The 16,487-nt window shown below is 63.2% G+C and carries 14 protein-coding genes and 1 pseudogene; 6 read left to right on the forward strand and 9 right to left on the reverse strand.

Going from position 1 to position 16,487, the window contains the following annotated elements; genetic code table 11:
- Positions 1-74: 74 nt before the first annotated feature.
- The 5 genes and pseudogenes from BAU06_RS26065 to BAU06_RS10255 all read left to right on the forward strand — a co-directional run.
- Complete coding sequence (locus BAU06_RS26065; RefSeq protein ID WP_197509480.1) at positions 75-920, forward strand: pepsin/retropepsin-like aspartic protease family protein; 846 nt, start codon at positions 75-77, stop codon at positions 918-920.
- Positions 921-933: 13 nt separating this feature from the next.
- Positions 934-2,184, forward strand: a complete 1,251-nt coding sequence (locus tag BAU06_RS10240) for an HlyD family secretion protein (protein ID WP_082988535.1) — start codon at positions 934-936, stop codon at positions 2,182-2,184.
- A gap of 110 nt (positions 2,185-2,294) precedes the next feature.
- The gene (locus BAU06_RS10245; protein WP_231934076.1) at positions 2,295-4,058 is read left to right on the forward strand and encodes a peptidase domain-containing ABC transporter; all 1,764 of its coding nucleotides are present in this window, start codon (positions 2,295-2,297) and stop codon (positions 4,056-4,058) included.
- A gap of 28 nt (positions 4,059-4,086) precedes the next feature.
- Positions 4,087-5,334: an IS256 family transposase gene (locus BAU06_RS10250; RefSeq protein WP_066348196.1), complete on the forward strand. Its 1,248-nt coding sequence runs from the start codon at positions 4,087-4,089 to the stop codon at positions 5,332-5,334.
- Between the two features lie 73 nt (positions 5,335-5,407).
- Positions 5,408-5,689, forward strand: a pseudogene (locus BAU06_RS10255) (ATP-binding cassette domain-containing protein); the annotation flags it as partial.
- Between the two features lie 217 nt (positions 5,690-5,906).
- Here the strand turns inward: BAU06_RS10255 and BAU06_RS10260 are convergent.
- The 7 genes from BAU06_RS10260 to BAU06_RS10290 are packed head-to-tail and all read right to left on the reverse strand — an operon-like array spanning position 5,907 to position 13,329.
- Positions 5,907-6,611, reverse strand: coding sequence for an isochorismatase family protein (locus BAU06_RS10260; RefSeq protein ID WP_231934040.1), 705 nt, complete (start codon positions 6,609-6,611; stop codon positions 5,907-5,909).
- A gap of 3 nt (positions 6,612-6,614) precedes the next feature.
- Positions 6,615-7,835: an FAD-dependent monooxygenase gene (locus BAU06_RS10265; RefSeq protein WP_066348211.1), complete on the reverse strand. Its 1,221-nt coding sequence runs from the start codon at positions 7,833-7,835 to the stop codon at positions 6,615-6,617.
- Positions 7,836-7,843: 8 nt separating this feature from the next.
- The gene (locus BAU06_RS10270) at positions 7,844-8,341 is read right to left on the reverse strand and encodes a (2Fe-2S)-binding protein (RefSeq protein ID WP_082993608.1); all 498 of its coding nucleotides are present in this window, start codon (positions 8,339-8,341) and stop codon (positions 7,844-7,846) included.
- Complete coding sequence (locus tag BAU06_RS10275; protein ID WP_066348213.1) at positions 8,338-9,201, reverse strand: FAD binding domain-containing protein; 864 nt, start codon at positions 9,199-9,201, stop codon at positions 8,338-8,340. The genes BAU06_RS10270 and BAU06_RS10275 overlap by 4 nt, the downstream gene beginning before the upstream one ends.
- The gene (locus BAU06_RS10280; RefSeq protein ID WP_066348215.1) at positions 9,201-10,031 is read right to left on the reverse strand and encodes a CoxG family protein; all 831 of its coding nucleotides are present in this window, start codon (positions 10,029-10,031) and stop codon (positions 9,201-9,203) included. The genes BAU06_RS10275 and BAU06_RS10280 overlap by 1 nt, the downstream gene beginning before the upstream one ends.
- Before the next feature lie 10 nt (positions 10,032-10,041).
- Entirely contained in the window at positions 10,042-12,339 is a 2,298-nt protein-coding gene (locus BAU06_RS10285; protein WP_082993609.1) for a xanthine dehydrogenase family protein molybdopterin-binding subunit, read from the reverse strand.
- Positions 12,340-12,354: 15 nt separating this feature from the next.
- Positions 12,355-13,329, reverse strand: coding sequence for a Bug family tripartite tricarboxylate transporter substrate binding protein (locus BAU06_RS10290; protein ID WP_066348227.1), 975 nt, complete (start codon positions 13,327-13,329; stop codon positions 12,355-12,357).
- Between the two features lie 138 nt (positions 13,330-13,467).
- Here BAU06_RS10290 and BAU06_RS10295 point away from each other — a divergent pair, with 138 nt between their 5' ends.
- Complete coding sequence (locus BAU06_RS10295; RefSeq protein WP_066348230.1) at positions 13,468-14,235, forward strand: IclR family transcriptional regulator; 768 nt, start codon at positions 13,468-13,470, stop codon at positions 14,233-14,235.
- Between the two features lie 73 nt (positions 14,236-14,308).
- Here the strand turns inward: BAU06_RS10295 and BAU06_RS10300 are convergent, their stop codons facing one another.
- Positions 14,309-15,352, reverse strand: coding sequence for a 2,5-dihydroxypyridine 5,6-dioxygenase NicX family protein (locus tag BAU06_RS10300; protein WP_066348233.1), 1,044 nt, complete (start codon positions 15,350-15,352; stop codon positions 14,309-14,311).
- A gap of 90 nt (positions 15,353-15,442) precedes the next feature.
- Entirely contained in the window at positions 15,443-16,324 is an 882-nt protein-coding gene (locus BAU06_RS10305; protein WP_066348237.1) for an alpha/beta fold hydrolase, read from the reverse strand.
- Positions 16,325-16,487: the final 163 nt, after the last annotated feature.

A 16,487-nucleotide genomic window follows, 5' to 3' on the forward strand; every position in this document is an offset into this window, starting at 1 on the left:
CGGTAGGGCTCGGTGCGTCCCCACAAGCCGGCGCGGGCTCGCGTGATTGTGCCGGAGGACTCACGACTAACGTCGTGCGATTCGAAACCGAAATTCAGTACGACGACATACAGAGCAAGGCGAATCCAACTGTATATGTTCTGGTCAATGGTAAGCGGTCGAAGATGATGTTAGACACCGGCACGAACAAGAACTTGCTATGGGACGATGCTTTGCTGGACGAAGAGCCCGGTGCGCTGGCTGAAAGTGTTGATTCGCATGTCGCCTCCGCCGACGCAAGGATTGTCAATGCAACGTTGACGGATGATCATGGGAATTCGGAACGTACAGAATTCTATCTCGTTAGTAACTCTGTGCTCGCGGCGGCCGGTTACTCAGGTGTTCTTAGTCCGCAAGCCGTAGCTGCTCACCACGCGGTGGTTTTGGACTTCGACAGGGATTGTATCTTCACAAGTGCGCCTTTTGACATCGGTTCGGTTAAAGAAGCACAGATACGTCGAGGAACGACCATTCAGAATCCGTATGATGTGATGGCGATTCGAGTGGAAATCAACGGCCGCGATATGCCGCTTCTTGTCGATTCTGGTGCGACCCATACGACCATCCTTTCCTCACTGATCTCGTTCAGTCCGAAAGGACCGGAAAGCCCAAGAATGAAGGACTTGTTTGGCGCGGAATTGCCGGAAGCCGGACGTATGCGCCTTGTAGACCTGAAGGTGAACGGGCGGCCTTTCACGGCGCACCCGGTTATCCCAGCCCCCTCGGTAAGCAATAAAGGCATAGAGAATGTGGGATATCTCGGCATGGACGTGTTGAAGGAACAAGTTATCTATTACGACGGCGCGCGCCGAGAGTTCAATGTTTTGACGCGACGCGCCGTAGTTAGCGCCTTAAGCGAGCGCGAAAGCCGCGCAAAATAACCTTTAGACGGCCATGTTCAGAAAGGCCGCGCTAGAGGCGAACCGAGTACGGGCGTTGGGCGATGTCATTATCGCGACGCCTCCTTCCCCAGGGACTCTCACAGTATCTTCTGCTTGCATCGCAGCGGCTCTGCTCGTGATCTTTACGGTGGGAAGCTATACACAGCAGGCGCCCGTGGTCGGTCGCCTCATGCCACAAGGGGGGATCGCCAAACTTTCATCCCCCTTTGCCGGAACCATAAAAGAAAAGCGTGTTGTGGATGGCCAAGCGGTAAGGGCCGGGGACGTGCTTTACGTCATCTCAGGTGAGCGGGCCAATCGCGATGGCAATCCAACATTAGCGGCTGTCATTGAGCATATTTCCGTACGGCGGAATCAGATTGTGCATGAACTTTCCGTTCTGGAGAAGTCTCAGCTCATTGAATTGGGGCAATGCCGGCAGCGCCTGGCAAGCCAAGTCCGGGAGGTTTCGAAGTTGGACGACTTGGTGGTCGCCCAACGAAAGCTGGTTTCGCTGGCGCGTGCAAATGCGAGCCGATATCGGGAGCTTGCAGGAATGAGGGCAGTTTCCGCAGAACAGGCAGATAAAGCGCAAGCGGATTTCCATGAGAAGCAGAGCAGGCTGTACACCTTGGAGCTGGATCGACTCATCGCTGGCCGCGCGCGCGAAGATACCGAGGCTGCATTAGTGTCGATGCCATATAAGCAACACCAGGAACGCTCGCGGTTAAGACGGGCTCTATCGGAGGTGTTGCAGGAGTTGGCGGAGATCGAAGCGGCACGCGAGTTCGCCATCGTCGCCCCGGTCAGTGGGACCGCCACGGCGGTCGTCGCACATATCGGACAACATGTGAGTGACAAAAATCCTCTCGTTTCGGTCATCCCGCATGATGAGGTTATGGAAGCACATCTGTATGTGCGAAGTCACGCAGTGGGCCACCTGAAGACTGGTGCGCCGGTCCGGTTGCGCTACCACGCTTTTCCCTATCAGCTCTACGGTATGCCTCTAGGGCATGTCGTATCCGTTTCACGAGTATCTTCGCCGCTCAGGGAGATTTCCGATATTGACCTGTACCACCACAGCGACGAAGAGCCTTTCTATCTCGTAAAGGTTCGTCTGGAGCGGCAATCGGTGGAGGATCCGCTTGGAGCAGTTCATCCTCTGCGCGCCGGAATGCTGCTGGACGCGACCATCGCTCGTGAGACGCGGCGTTTGTACGAATGGGCATTCGTCCCGCTATATCGACTAAGGCACAAACTATGACGCGCAGGTCACGTGGCGCTGCGCGAGCGCTATTCTCGTTCCGTCAGCATCGCAGCATACGGACCATCCTTCAGGTGGAAGCAACCGAGTGTGGTCTGGCCTGCCTGGCTATGATCGCCGAATTTTATGGACATCGTGTCGGACTGCCAGAACTGCGCAGGCGGTACGCGATTTCTCGGAAAGGCAGCAGTCTCGCGGGACTTGTCCAAATCGCGAGCCAGGTGCGGCTAGCCAGCCGAGCTGTGCGGGCCGAACTCCCGTCTCTAGGAGGCCTGAGAATGCCATGCATTCTGCACTGGGAGTTCAATCACTTCGTGGTGCTCGAACGTATTAAGTCGGGCATGGCACATATTCATGATCCCGCGCACGGCTTCGTAAAGGTCACCATGGATGCGGTATCGCGCAAGTTCACTGGTGTAGCGTTGGAGATCTGGCCAGCCGAGGGCTTTGAAGAGGTCAACGAAAACAACGGCATCCGCGTATCTCGCTTGATCGGTTCTCTCAGAGGTTTACGGGGAACCTTCTTGCAACTGTTGGTGTTGTCAGCCGCGCTGGAAGTTTTCGTGCTTGCCGCGCCTTTCTACGTACAGTGGACCGTCGATCATGCCGTCCCTTCCGCCGATTTCGACCTTATGGCACTATTGGCGGTCGGGTTCTCCGCGCTGGTGATATGCCAGAGCGTGACAAGTCTAACGCGGTCCTGGCTCTTGATGCATCTTGGAGCGGTCTGGAATATCCGCTGGCGTGCCAGAATATTTTCACACCTCACTCAACTGCCACTAGACTTCTTCAGCAAACGTCACCTGGGAGATCTGCTGTCCAAGGTCGGAGCGGCGGACGAGATTCAGCGATCTGTGACAGCTTCCTACTTGGAAGGCACCATCGATGGCCTGATGACGTTACTGACCCTCGCACTTTTGTTTTTGTATAGCCCGAGACTAGCATTCATCGCGTTCCTGAGCGCCGTGACCTATGCCGTAATCCGCGTGTCGTTGCTTGGTCCGACGCGTGTTGCAGTACAAACGCATCTAATCCACGTAGCTAAACAACAGAGCCATCTCCTGGAGACGCTGCGTGGCATACGAGCGATTAAACTATTTTCCGGTGAAGCCGTTCGCCAAGCGGCTTGGCTGTCATTAATGGCTGATCAGATAAACGCCGACGTTCGTGTGCAGCGGCTGACGATCGTTTATAAGCATTCCCATGCGCTCCTGTCCGGCTTCGAGAACATTCTGGTCGTATGGTTGGGCGCGTGTTCCGTGGTCGAAGGCAACTTGACGGTTGGTGCGCTCATGGCGTTTATTGCATACAAAACGCTCTTTCAGAGCCGGATGGGTGCACTCATAGACAGGGTCGCCGAGTATCGAATGCTCTCTGTGCAGGCGGAACGTCTGTCGGACATTGCGTTGGCGCAGACGGAAGAGCCCGCGCGTACATCGTTTAGCTGTGATCTCGCCATGGGCGAAGCGGACGCCTTGCAGTTGGAAGTGTCGCAGCTGAGTTTCCGGTATGGAGACGACGAACCGCTTATTTTGGAGAATGTAACCTTCACCGTTTATCCTGGGGAGTCCTTGGCTATAACCGGAGCATCCGGTAGCGGGAAGTCCACGCTGGCGCACTTACTGCTGGGCGTTCTGACTCCTACGGGTGGTTCGGTCGTCTTGCGCAGTGCGGCAAGACGACACACGGATGCTGGTGCGCTGCGTCGAGCATTCGGTACCGTCATGCAGGACGACATCCTCCTGGCCGGCTCGCTGTTCGAGAACATCAGTTTCTTTGACGCCACCGCCGACCCGGAGTGGGTTGTGGCCTGTGCGAGGATGGCGTGCATCCATGATGACATCAATGGGGAGTGTCAGGAATTTTGTGCTTGAGGCCTAACATGTCGAAAACGGAGCATGTATGGCAACCCGAAAGAAGAATCCCCCTAGAGAGCTGCCGGCGATTCCTGCCGAGTTGGTCGAGCAATTGGTCAAAGGACCGATGACGGCCGAGGCGGTGCAGGACCTGTCGATGGCGTTCAAGAAGGCGTTAATCGAGCGGGCACTGGGCGCGGAGCTGGGTCATCACCTAGGTTACGCACCGGGCCAACGGTCTGAAACGGCAACGAACCGACGCAATGGCACGAGCTCGAAGACCGTGCTGACCGACGACGGGGCCATCTCGGTAGATGTGCCGCGCGATCGCGACGGCAGCTTCGCCCCGATCCTGATTCCCAAGCATGAGCGGCGCTTCACGGGGTTCGATGACAAGATCATCGCGATGTACGCGCGCGGCATGACAGTGCGCGAGATACAGGCGTTTCTTCTGGAGCAGTACGGCACTGAGGTATCGCCAGAGTTCATCAGCTCGGTGACCGATGCGGTGGTCGAGGAGGTTACAGCCTGGCAAACCCGCCCGCTGGAGACGATGTACCCGGTGGTGTTCTTCGATGCGCTGCGGGTGAAGATCCGCGAGGACGGCGTGGTCAGAAACAAGGCCGTGTATCTGGCCCTGGCCATCCTGGCCGACGGCACACGCGACGTGTTGGGCTTATGGATCGAGCAGACCGAAGGCGCCAAATTCTGGATGAAGGTCTTCAACGAGCTCAAGACTCGTGGCACGCAGGACATCCTGATTGCAGTCACCGACGGCCTGAAGGGCATGGAGCAGGCCTTAAACGCCGTATTCCCTGCCACGACGTTGCAGACCTGCATCGTGCATTTGATGCGCTCAAGCCTGGACTATGCCAGCTGGAAGGAGCGCCGTGCCGTGGCTGCTGCGCTCAGGCCCATCTACAGTGCGCCAACGGTGGAGGCCGCGCAAGCCGAGCTGGCACGCTTCGAACAGGGCCTGTGGGGACAGCGCTACGCGCCGATCGCGCAGGCTTGGCGCAGCGCCTGGGACCGCGTGATCCCGTTTTTTACCTTCCCGCCGGCGATCCGCAAGATCATCTATACCACCAACGCCATCGAGAGCATCAACGCCCAGCTGCGCCGGGCGGTCAAAACGCGCGGGCACTTCCCCTCCGACGAGGCGGCCACCAAGCTGCTGTGGCTGGTGCTACGTAATATCACCGGCACCTGGGGCAGTTCCACTCACGAGTGGAAGGCAGCCATGAACCAGTTTGCGATCATCTACGCAGAGCGCTTCACCAATCCATATCGCTGAAATATCATCACTGGGCTGGGGCTCTTATAGACCGGCCTTTAATGCCTCAAGCACAAAAATACTGACACACCCCATCAATGCAATGCCGATGCGTTACCACACGCTCGTTGGCGATATGGGAAGCGCGCTGTCCGGGGGCCAGAAGCAACGCATCCTGTTGGCGCGGGCCCTCTATAAGCGGCCCGCCTTCCTGCTGCTTGATGAGGCAACGAGCAACTTGGATATCGCCTGCGAGCGACAGGTGAACGCCGCCGTGCGAGCTCTGCCGATGACACGAATCATCATTGCTCATAGACCTGAAACGATAGCCAGTGCGAACCGCGTGCTTTGCCTCGAACGCGGCACAATCTCCTGACTGATTTCGAAGCACCGTAAACACCAAAGGAAATGGATTGATGTCGCAAGGCCGGCGCCAAAAGCCAGAGCCCGTGCTCGACATGCAAGGGGCCACGATTCAGCGAATGATGGTACGCGTGTCCGGTCAACAATAGGTTGAAAGCGACGTCGCGGAATCTGGCGAACGACCCCGCTCTGTGCCAAACCTTGCCGGCACAGAGCCAATCCCTTGAACGCTACGCGCGCAGCGCCTGCAAAAGCTGCGCCAGCTCCGCCGCGGGCATCACATCCGCATACTTGCTGGCCATGTCGAACAGGTTCACCGCGTGGGAGACCTGCGACCGGTCGTAGACGGCATCCTGCGGCACGACGACCTTGTAGTTCAGCGCGCAGGCATCGACCACGGTGGCCCTTACGCAGCCGCTCGTCGTGCACCCGGTGACCACCACCGTGTCGACCCCCAGCCCCACCAGATAGCTCGCCAGCGCGGTGCCGTGGAAGGCACTGGCCTGGTGCTTGGGAATCTCGATATCGCCTTCGCGCGGCCGCACTTCCTTGACGAAGTCGTAATCCGGCGCGGAAACGTCCATGACGCCCGGAACCTTGGCCTCGAACTGGCCGCGGTCATGCGACCGCTTGGGGGCGACGTGCGGATACAGGACCGGGGCGCCTATCTTGCGGAAGACTTCCAGCAGGCGGGCAATGTGCGGCACCGCGCGCCAGCCGTACTCGCCGCAACTGGTGGGCATGGTCTCGATGGCCTGCTCGATGGGCATGGGCTCGTAGCCCATGGACCGGTACTGCACGTCGATCACCAGCAAGGCGGGCCGCCGGCCGATTCCCGTGGGCGCGCCCCAGCCGGCCTTGCGGTAAATGGCCAGTTCCCGCTCGGGGATGATCCCGTCCCAGGGCCGCGCACGTTGTTCCATAACCTCGGTCATTATTCAGATCTCCACAGTGGTCGCGTCGTACTGAAGCAGCCAGTCGTAGCGTTCGCGTACGGCCTCGGCCGACCAGTTCTTGTTGATATAGGGCCACGCCGTCTCGCTGTCGCGCAGGTCGGGGCTGTGGAAGATGCCGAACATGTTCAGGGATTCCGCCTTGGTTCGGTTCGCGCGTTCCACGCGCGCGCGGTCGTAGCGCTGCAGCGCCGCGGGAATGTTGCCGGCATCGCGGTCCAGGCAGCGCGCCAGCACATAGGCGTCTTCCATGGTCAGGTTCACGCCCATGCCCAGGTACGGCGTCATGGAGTGGCAGGCGTCCCCCACCAGCGTGACCTGGCCCTGGGACCAGGCCGGCAGCGGATCGCGCACGAACAGGCCCCAGCGGAACAGATTCTCCGAGCCCACGAACAGGTCGATGATGTCCTGGTGCCAGCCCTCGAAATCCTTCAGCGCATCGGCCAGGTCGCCTTTCTCGGACCAGGATTCCGTATGCCAGGTATCGCTGTCGACCTGGGCGGAGAAGCTGACGAACAGTTCGCCATTGCGCTGGACCGGATACGTCGTTACGTGCGCGGTGGGCCCCACCCATGTCGACGCCAAAGGTTCGCGATGCTGCGGTTTCAGCTTGTGCATCGGCGCCAGGCCGCGCCATGCCAGCGCGCCGGTGTAGCGCGCCGGCGCGGGCCCGAACATCGACTGGCGCACCCGGGAGTGCGCGCCATCGCAGCCGACGACCACGTCGCCTTCCACATGCCGGCCGCCATCGAGCAACAGGCGGGCGCGGCCGTCGACCGTCTCGGCGCCCATGGACCGCACCCCGAAGTGCACGGCGTCCGGCTTGAGCGCGATCACCGCTTCGTACAGCACGCGCTGCAGTTCCGCGCGCAGCACCTGGATCAGCGTATGGTCCGCCTTGGATGGCGTATCGCCGCGGTTGTAGACGGACTTTCCTTCGCCGGTCTTCCAGTACCGGATCAGGCGGTCCTGGGGCGGAAGATTGATGGCCTCCAGCTTTTCCTTCAGGCCCAGCGCCGCCATGACGCGCGCGCCATTGGCCGAGATCCACAATCCCGCGCCGACTTCGCGCAGCTCCGGCGATTGCTCGTAGATGTCGACGTCATAGCCTTTTTGCAGGAGCGCGAGCGCCAGCGTCAATCCGCCCATCCCGGCGCCCGCGACGATCACATGCGGTCGAGGGCGAGTGTTCTTGAAGTCAGACATTGGTTCTCCTATTGGTAATGGGATGGGTGTTGGATAAGGTCCATGACGGCCTCGAGAATCTTGACGTAGCCCGTGCATCGGCAGATGTTGCCGCGCAGGTAGTGGCGCACGGTCTCCTCCGAGGGCTGCGCGTGGCGCGCCAGCATGGCCTTGACCGCCAGGATCATCCCCGGCGTGCAGAAGCCGCATTGCAGCGCGCCGTGGGCGATAAACGCCCGCTGGACGGGATCCAGGCGCTTGCCTTCGGCCAGGCCTTCTATGGTGGTGACTTCGCGCTCATGGGCATCGGCGCACAGCGTCGTGCAGCTGGAGGTCGGATTGCCATCCACCAGCACGGTGCACGCGCCGCACACCTGCACGTCGCACGAGCGCTTGGTGCCCTTGAGCTGCAAGCGGTCGCGCAGCACGTCGATCAGCATCTCGCAGGGCTCGACCTCCACGGAGGTCCGCGCGCCGTTCAGCTTGAAGTCCACGCGCATCATGGGAAATTCGTTCGTCTGGCTCATGGCAGGCAGGCCTTGATGGCTCGTTCGGCAAGAACGGATACGAGGTGGCGCTTGTAGTCGGCGCCGCCATGCAGGTCGTCATGGGCTTCCACCGCCTGTGCATCGGCCGCGACGGCATCGCGCAGGCGATCCCATACCTGGTCGGCGGGCAGATCGCCGGCCAGGCCTGCCGCGGCTTCTTCCGCGCGCGCCAGGCGGACAGGGCGGGGCGACAGGGCGCCGGCCCACAGGCCCAGGCGCTGCGGATTGTCCGTGGACCAGACGGCGGCCACGCCCACCGCGGGCCGCTCGGTATGGCCGAAAGACCGGTAGGCGGAGCGCGTGCCTGCCGACTGCGGGGCGATTTCTATCGAGGCCAGGATCTCGTCGTCCTCGCGCGCGGTCGCGAACTCGCCCAGGTGGAAGTCGCGGGAGGGGACTTCGCGCTCGCCCTGCGGCCCGCGCAGCACCACCCAGGCGTCCAGGGCACAGAGCATGGTGGGGGCATCCGCATGCGGCTCGGCAAAGCACAGCACGCCGCCCAGCGTGCCCGCGATCCGCACACGGATGTTGGCCACGTGCTCGCTAAGCTCGGCGTAGCCGGGCAGCGACGCGCGGACGATGGGGTCGTTGGCGATGGTGTCGTGGCTGGTCAGCGACCCGATGGATATCGTGCCGTCGTCCCGCAGCCGCACACCCTTCAGCGGCGCGATCTGCTTCAGGTCGATCACGTGCTCGTAGCGCAGGACGTGGGCTTTCAGCGCCACCAGCAGCTCGGTGCCGCCGGCGTGGAAGGTGGCCGCATCGCCATGCCTGGCCTTCAGCGCGATCGCCTCGTCCAGGGTCTTGGGCCGATGCAGGAAGAATCTCTTGGCGCGCATCAGCCACCCCGCCTGCCCAGGCTGGCGGCGACACCCAGCAAGGGGGCTGCGAGCCACCACCAGGGAGATTGTCCCAATGCCACCGCGCCATGCGCCACGCCAAGGGCCACGGCAACGTTGATGCCCAGGCGGGGCCACAGGAATACGAGTTCGATCTCCCGCCGCCCGGGCGCGGCTTGCGGCGGCGCGGCATGTCCTGGCTGTACGTGCCCGGCGTGGTCCACGGACGGGCGTGCGGACGGGGCTTCGGTGGCCGTGGACAGTCCGGCGGCACCTCGCGTCGTGGCGGCGCTGGCGCCACGATCCGCCGTCGGCCGCGACGCGGGCGCCACGGCCGGGCCGCTATCCGACGCCACGGGCCGGCTGCCGTCCAGATGGGCGAGCTCGGCGCGCAGGCGCGCCTCGAACTCGCTGAACAGCTGCTCCGACCGCTTGCGCACGATGGGATAACCCAGCGAGGCCAGCCGGCCCGCGACCTGCATGCTGGCGCCGACATCCAGTTTGCACAGCGCCTGGCCGTCGTCGCGCTGTTCTTCCAGGTTGACCACCATCCTGACATCGATGGTCGTGCCCGTGGCCTTGTCCGTGCCGACCGCCTTCAGGGCGACCTGGCGCTCGATCTCGTAGGTCTCGATATCGATACGGGTGGGGACTTCCAGCTTGAACGGCCCGATCTTCTGCCGCATGACGGCGGAGAAGGTTTTCAGTGCTTCTTCCTCCACGACGTTCTCGCAGCCCGGGATCAGGGTCGCGACGCGCTTTACGTCGAAGAAGATGGCCCACAATTGCGAGGCGGTCGCGGGCAGGAGTGCATCGATTCTGAAGTCCATGGCGTCGGTGTTATTTGTCGGTTGGGTTCTTGTCTTTCAACGCGCGCCAGACGCGTTCCGGGGTCAGCGGCAGCTCCTTCAGCCGGATGCCCCAGCCTTGGAACAAGGCATTGGCCACGGCAGGCGCCACGGGCAGGATCGCGCCTTCGCCGCCGCCGCGGGCGCCGAAGGGGCCGGGGCCGTCGCCGCTTTCTATCAGGGCCGTGCCGACGTGGCGAGGGACCTCGTCGATGGTCGGCACCTTGTAGTCGAACAAGGTGCCGTTCACGACCTGGCCGTCTTCGTAGATGTATTCCTCGGACAGCGTATGCCCCAGGCCCATGACCATGGCGCCTTCGTCCTGGCCCTCTGCCGCCTTCGGATTGATGACGTGGCCCATGTCGGCGGCACCGCCCGCGCGCAGGATGCGTATGGCGCCGGTACCTTCGTCCAGCGCGATCTCGAAAGCGCCCGCGCCGGTTTCCCAGAACAGCGGCTGCAGCTTGAACGCCCCGTCTTTCGTGTTGGGGTTCACGCGGCCCACGCCCAGGAATTCGCCCGCGGCCATGCCGTTGAAGCGCCGCAGCAGCTCCAGGAAGGCGATGGCGCCGTCCGGTCCCTGTATCGCGCCTTCCACCAGCTGGTAGTCGTCCACGTTGCCGCCCAGCACTTGCGCGGCGATCTCGCGCACCTGGCGCACGATGTCCTCGCAAGCCATCTGCACGGCCAGGCCGACGATCACCGTGGAGCGGCTGGCGCCCGTGCCCCAGTCATACGGGGCCTGCAGGGTGTCCGGCTGCGCGACGGCCACCATGCGTAGCGGCTGGTTCAGCGTCCTGGCGGCGATGATGCGCATCACGCCGCGGCTGCCCTGGCCGATCTCCACCGTATTGGCCGAGACATTCACCGAGCCGTCGGCGCGCAGCCTGACAATGGCGCCGCCGATGGGCATGATGCCCGGGTCGGTCGCACCCACCGCCACGCCGACGCCGCGCCGTCCCTTGTGTTCGGGCTCCGGCAGATTGCGCAGCGTATCCACCGCCGCGCGCAGCGAGCGCCGCATATCCACGTCCAGCGGCCGCAGGTCGTGCTTGATGGTCTGGCCTTTCTCCGCCAGGTTCAGCATGCGGAACTCGACCGGGTCGCGGCCCAGGGCGTGGGCGATGATGTCCATCTGCGACTCCGTCGCCCACACGGCCTGCGGACCACCGATGGAACGGAAGGCCGCGCCCGGCACGGTGTTCGTGTAGACGCCCACCGCTTCGAGGCGCAGATTGGGGATGTGATACGGGCCGATCGCGCGTATCGCCGCCTTGACCGCGATGGCGGGGCCCGTGTCGGCATAGGCGCCGCCGTTCACCAGCGCGCGTACCGATTTGGCGACGATCCTGCCCTGGGGATCGACCGCCGTCTTGAGCGTGACTTCGGCGTCCAGGCGGCGGCAGGTCAGCATGGATTCGGCGATGGTCAGGCACACGCGCACGGGCGCGCGCGCCTTCCAGGAAAGCGCCGCCACCAGCGGATCGATCTTGACCGATGCCTTGCCGCCGAAACCGCCGCCGACGTAGGGCGAGTGCACGCGCACGCACGCCAGGGGGATGCCCAGGATCTCCGAACACACGCGCTGGATGGCGGTGGGCGTCTGGCCGCCGCTCCATAGTTCCAGCGAGTTCGGCTTCCAATGGCCCACGCAGACGTGGGGCTCCATGGCGTAGTGGAACACCATAGGAAACGTAAAGGTGTCCTCGAACACCTTGACGTCTCCCTGGAAGGCACGGTCCACGTCGCCGCTTTCATAGGACCACTGCTGGAACTGGTTGGTCCCCGGTACCGGTGTGCAATAGCCGCGGAAGTAATAGTCCTGCAGCACGTCCATGCTGTCGTGGACCAGCGGGGCGCCCTGCGCCAGGGCCTCTTGCGCCGTCGTCGCGTGCGGCAGCGTCTCGTAGGCCACCGAGATCGCGTCGAGCGCTTCTTCCGCCGTGGCCTCGTCGATGGCGGCCACCGCGGCCACGGGATCGCCCACGTAGCGCACCTTGTCCAGCGCGATGATCGGACGGTCGCGCAGCGACAGCCCCCAGCGGATCTCCGTTCCGGGCAGGTCCTTCAGGTCCTCGCCCGTCAGGACGGCCACCACGCCGGGGATGGCCAGCGCCGCGCTGACATCCAGCTTCGCGATGCGGGCATGCGGCACCGTGCTGCGCAGTATCTTGCCGTGCAGCATGTCCGGCAGCGCGATATCGCTGGCGTAGATCGCCGTGCCCGTGACCTTTTCCAGATAGTCGGAGCGCGGCTCGGTACCAAGAGAGAACGACGGCTTGGCGTGCATGGAATGTCCGGGGCCTTAGTCTTCGAGCGAGATCTTGGAACGCGCGATCACGTCCTTCCACAGGGCGGTTTCATCCGCCTGGCGCTTGACGACGGCCTCGGGCGTGCTGGAGGCGGGCTCCACGCCCACGGCGCCCAGGCGTTCCTTGACCTCCGGCGACGCCATCGTCTTGGCGATCTGCGGCACGACCTTGTCGATCACGTTCTTCGGCACGCCCTTGGGCGCGTAAAGCGCGAACCACGTCACCGCCTCGAAGCCCGGCGACACGGTCTCGGCCAGGGTGGGGACGTTGGGCAGGGCCTCCGACCGCTTGGTCGTGGTGACGGCCAGCGCCTTCAGCTTGCCGGCCTTGATGTTGGACAGCACCGCGGGGCCTTGCTCGATGGCCATGATGACTCGCTCGGCGATCAGGTCCACGACCATGGGGCCGCTGCCCTTGTACTGCACCGGGAAGATGTCCAGGCCCACGCGCTGCTTGAACAGCTCCATGAACACGTGCTGCGACGTGCCGGTGCCGGCGGACCCGTAGCCATACTTGCCCGGGTTCTGCTTGATGAAGGCGACCAGTTCCTGGATCGTGTTGACCGGCAGCGTGGCCGGCACGACCACATACGAGGGATTGAAGCCCAGGATGGAGATCGGCTCGATCTTCTGGTAGACGCTGTCCATCCGTTTGCTCAGCAGTGGCAGCACGGAGAACATCGACGACGCACCGATGAGCATGGTGTAGCCGTCGGGAGCCGCGCGCGAAACATAGTCCGCGCCGATGATGCCGGACGCGCCCGCCCGGTTGTCCACGATGACGGATTGCCCCAATTCCTGCAGCCCGCCCGCTACCGAGCGCGCATACAAATCCGTGGCGCCGCCGGGCGGGTAGGGCGCGACGATGGTAATGGGTTTGCCGGGATACGTGTCGGCGCGTGCCGCGCTTACCACGCACAGCCCGCACGCCAGGGCCGCGAAAGCCTTTTTCCAACCTGCCTTATGCATCGTTAACTCCCCTTGAAAGTGGCCGGACCGCGTACCCGCTGGCGGGTTTTGCCGGTTCGTTCCGTCTAGAAGAATCATATTCTGCGGAACGGTACGCTACAATGTCAACTAGGACATGCACTAAATCGAGTCGAATAAATGTCGGAAGAACCGGAAAGCGACACCAAGGCCGGTGGCGTCGCCGCGGTAGAGCGTGCGATCGCGATCCTGAACGCGTTCCGCGCGGGCGACAGCTCGCTCACGCTGAACGAGCTCGCGCGGCGGACGAAGATGTACAAGAGCACCATCCTTCGTCTGCTGGCCACGCTGGTCCAGGAGCACTGCATCGTGCGCCTGGACGACGGCAGCTATCAGCTGGGCTCGATGCTGCTGCATTGGGGCGGGCTATATCAGTCGGCCCTGCGGCTGGACGACCATGTGCCGCCCATCCTGCGCCGGCTCGTGCAGGAAACGGAAGAGGGCGCGTCCTTTTTCACGCGCGAAGGGAATCACCGGGTCTGTCTTTTCCGGGTCGATTCGCCGCGGTCGATACGCGACCACATTCGTACGGGGGACCTGGTGCCCTTGGACAAGGGGGCGGCGGGGCGTGTCCTGACTGCCTTCGATCCGACGATGACGGCGCCGTCGCGTACGCCGGAGCAGCCTTACATCATCACCGTGGGCGAGCGTGAGCCCGATATCGCGGCCATCGCGGCGCCTGTGTTCGGGCCGCAGAAGAATTTGCGTGGCGCGCTGGCGCTGTCCGGGCCCGCGGCCCGGTTCTCGGCGGAGCTGCTGCCTTCCATGACCACGCGCCTGCTTGCCGCCGCGGCGGATTTGACGCGGCGACTGGGGGGCGATGCCGGGATATTCGACAGCTGGCACGCCAAGAGCCGGTCGGCGGAGTTGGGCGAGACAGCGGGTTAGGCACGGGCCCGTTGCCCGGCACAAGGCCAGCCGGACCTACGCCAGCCTCTACAAGAGAGGCTGGCGGTTCCACTCAAGCGTGGCGGTCGACCCGCATTTCGGGGTGTATGACCTCGCCATCCTTCAGGATCTGCGTATCGTCCAGCCACAGGCTGCATAGCCGCATCGGCAGGTCCAGGTGGCAGGCGGTATCGTTGTCCCCGCCGACTTCCAGATTCGGCCCCAGCGAGAAAAGCACGTTGCCATAGAAGGACAGGGCGTTCATCACATGCTCCGTCGGCAGCTGGCGCGTCACCGCGAACTGGTACCAGCGCGCTTTCTCGTTCAGCCCCCAGCCGATGTGTGAGATCGCATACGCGCGGTCGTCATGGAAGCTCTTGATGTAGCTGTCGATCAGATGCGCGTCCATGCCCGAGCCGGAGATGTCGACGACATAGCCATTCTCGATCCTCAGCGTGACCGGCGATTCCACGTACTTCTTGAATGCGCAAAGGATGTCGCCCGGCTGCAGCACGACGGTGCCGTTCACGCCGCCATCGTTGCCCTGCGTAAAGGAGAAGCCCGAGGGGAAATGGTCCCAGCGGCCCGGCTCGTAGGTGTAGCCGTACTCGGAAATCACCGGATACTGGCCCAGTTGATAGGTCACGTCCGTGCCGGCCGCGGAGGTGAAGCGCAGTTGCTTCGCCTGCTCCAGCAAGCCCTTCGCGTACTCCACGCGGCGGCGCAGGTCCTCGGTGGGGAACATCTGCTTCAGCACGTGGAAGGGCTCCATCACGCGAAGAATGCGCACGCCGGCGGCCTGGATCTCTGCCTGTTCGCGGGAGAACAGCAGGCCCACCATGTCGATCACCATGTCGGCGGACTTCAGCGTGCGCATGGCGAGTTCGTTGCCGACCAATGGATGGCGGCCCTGCACGCCCACGGCGTTCTGCTGTTCGCGGCGGACGTTCAGGTTGAAGGCCTTGGCGCCCAGGCTTTGCGCCGCCGCCAGGAAGGCGTAGGCGTTCTCCTGCCATTCGTCCTCCGCGGTCAACACGATGACCGTCTCGCCGGGCTGGACTCGGCATAGCGTCAGTTCCTTGGTGAAGAGATTCAGTACTTCCGCATCGAGTTTCACTCGCGCTTCCCCTTTATGGTGTGACGGTGCCGGTGGCGTGCCGCCCGGCGTCTATGGATGTCGGGTGAATACGCCACCCGAGCCAGGATGTCAGGTGGAGACGCCACCGGAGCTGTCTGTATGTGCGGCATGAACCCCGGGCAGCGATGGTTCGAGGATGCCGGCCAATGCCTGTTTGAATGCTTCGAAATTCTCCGCCTGCATCTGATGGCCCACGCCGGCAAGGCGCGTGACGTGCAGATCGCCGCGCAGCTGTTTCATTTCCGCGATGTCGTGGTCGGAGACGACGCCGCCTTCGCCCGCGCATAGCAGGGAGATGGGCTCCTTGGTCCGGGCGAGGTCGGCGAACATGTCTTCATTGTGGAAATCGTCATAGGCGACATGGACGGCGCGCTCGTCGCAGGTGGAGAGCCATTCGGCGCGCAGCTGCTGCAGGTCTTCGGGCCAGGGAGCGGCGCTACTGCGTCGTATCGCTTCCAGCGCTTCGCCCCGGTGGGCGGCGCGTAGCAGGTCGACGGTCCGGGTTTTCGGGACAGGGTAGGGGCGTCTTCCGGGGCCGCTGGTGGGTGGGTCTACGAGCACCAGGTGGCTGAAGAGACTGGGCGCCAGCGTCGCGGCGCGCACGGCGATGCGTCCGCCCATGGAGTGGCCTAGCAGGATGGGATGCTGGAGGTTCTTCGCCTTGGCGAAGGCGATTACGTCCTGGGCGCAGGCGTCGACGCCGTAGTCGAGATGCGGGCCAGCCTCGCTCAGGCCGCGGCCTCGGACGTCAAGGATGTAGCAGTCCGGGGTTTGGGTATGAGTGTGGGTTTGGGTTGGGGTTCGGGACAACCATTCGCCGACGTGCCGCCAGAGGATGGCCGGACTGACGATGCCGGGGATGATCAGGATGGCCGGCCCGGCGCCCGGGAAGTGCAGGTAGTGCTGGCGAATTCCGTTGGCGCGTATGTGTGCGCCGGTGCCGTGGTTCACGCTGCCTCCCGAGGCGTAGAAGTCGTGGATGAAGACGGCGCCCCAGCCTTATTCGTATGTGAGCCGGCGCGCGGCCCCGCTGGTGCGTTCAGCAGAACTTAATTCTATCAGACAGAAAGACGGCGTCAACGGCCAGGATGGCCGTTGCGCATGTACAGCGATT

This window comes from Bordetella bronchialis (genome assembly GCF_001676705.1).
GTDB lineage: Bacteria > Pseudomonadota > Gammaproteobacteria > Burkholderiales > Burkholderiaceae_B > Bordetella_C > Bordetella_C bronchialis.

Coding starts and splice junctions, on each gene's coding strand:
- BAU06_RS10240 (WP_082988535.1), top strand. CDS start 934: ATGTTCAGAAAGGCCGCGCTAGAGGCGAACCGAGTACGGGCGTTGGGC.
- BAU06_RS10245 (WP_231934076.1), top strand. CDS start 2,295: ATGATCGCCGAATTTTATGGACATCGTGTCGGACTGCCAGAACTGCGC.
- BAU06_RS10250 (WP_066348196.1), top strand. CDS start 4,087: ATGGCAACCCGAAAGAAGAATCCCCCTAGAGAGCTGCCGGCGATTCCT.
- BAU06_RS10260 (WP_231934040.1), bottom strand. CDS start 6,611: ATGACCGAGGTTATGGAACAACGTGCGCGGCCCTGGGACGGGATCATC.
- BAU06_RS10265 (WP_066348211.1), bottom strand. CDS start 7,835: ATGTCTGACTTCAAGAACACTCGCCCTCGACCGCATGTGATCGTCGCG.
- BAU06_RS10270 (WP_082993608.1), bottom strand. CDS start 8,341: ATGAGCCAGACGAACGAATTTCCCATGATGCGCGTGGACTTCAAGCTG.
- BAU06_RS10275 (WP_066348213.1), bottom strand. CDS start 9,201: ATGCGCGCCAAGAGATTCTTCCTGCATCGGCCCAAGACCCTGGACGAG.
- BAU06_RS10280 (WP_066348215.1), bottom strand. CDS start 10,031: ATGGACTTCAGAATCGATGCACTCCTGCCCGCGACCGCCTCGCAATTG.
- BAU06_RS10285 (WP_082993609.1), bottom strand. CDS start 12,339: ATGCACGCCAAGCCGTCGTTCTCTCTTGGTACCGAGCCGCGCTCCGAC.
- BAU06_RS10290 (WP_066348227.1), bottom strand. CDS start 13,329: ATGCATAAGGCAGGTTGGAAAAAGGCTTTCGCGGCCCTGGCGTGCGGG.
- BAU06_RS10295 (WP_066348230.1), top strand. CDS start 13,468: ATGTCGGAAGAACCGGAAAGCGACACCAAGGCCGGTGGCGTCGCCGCG.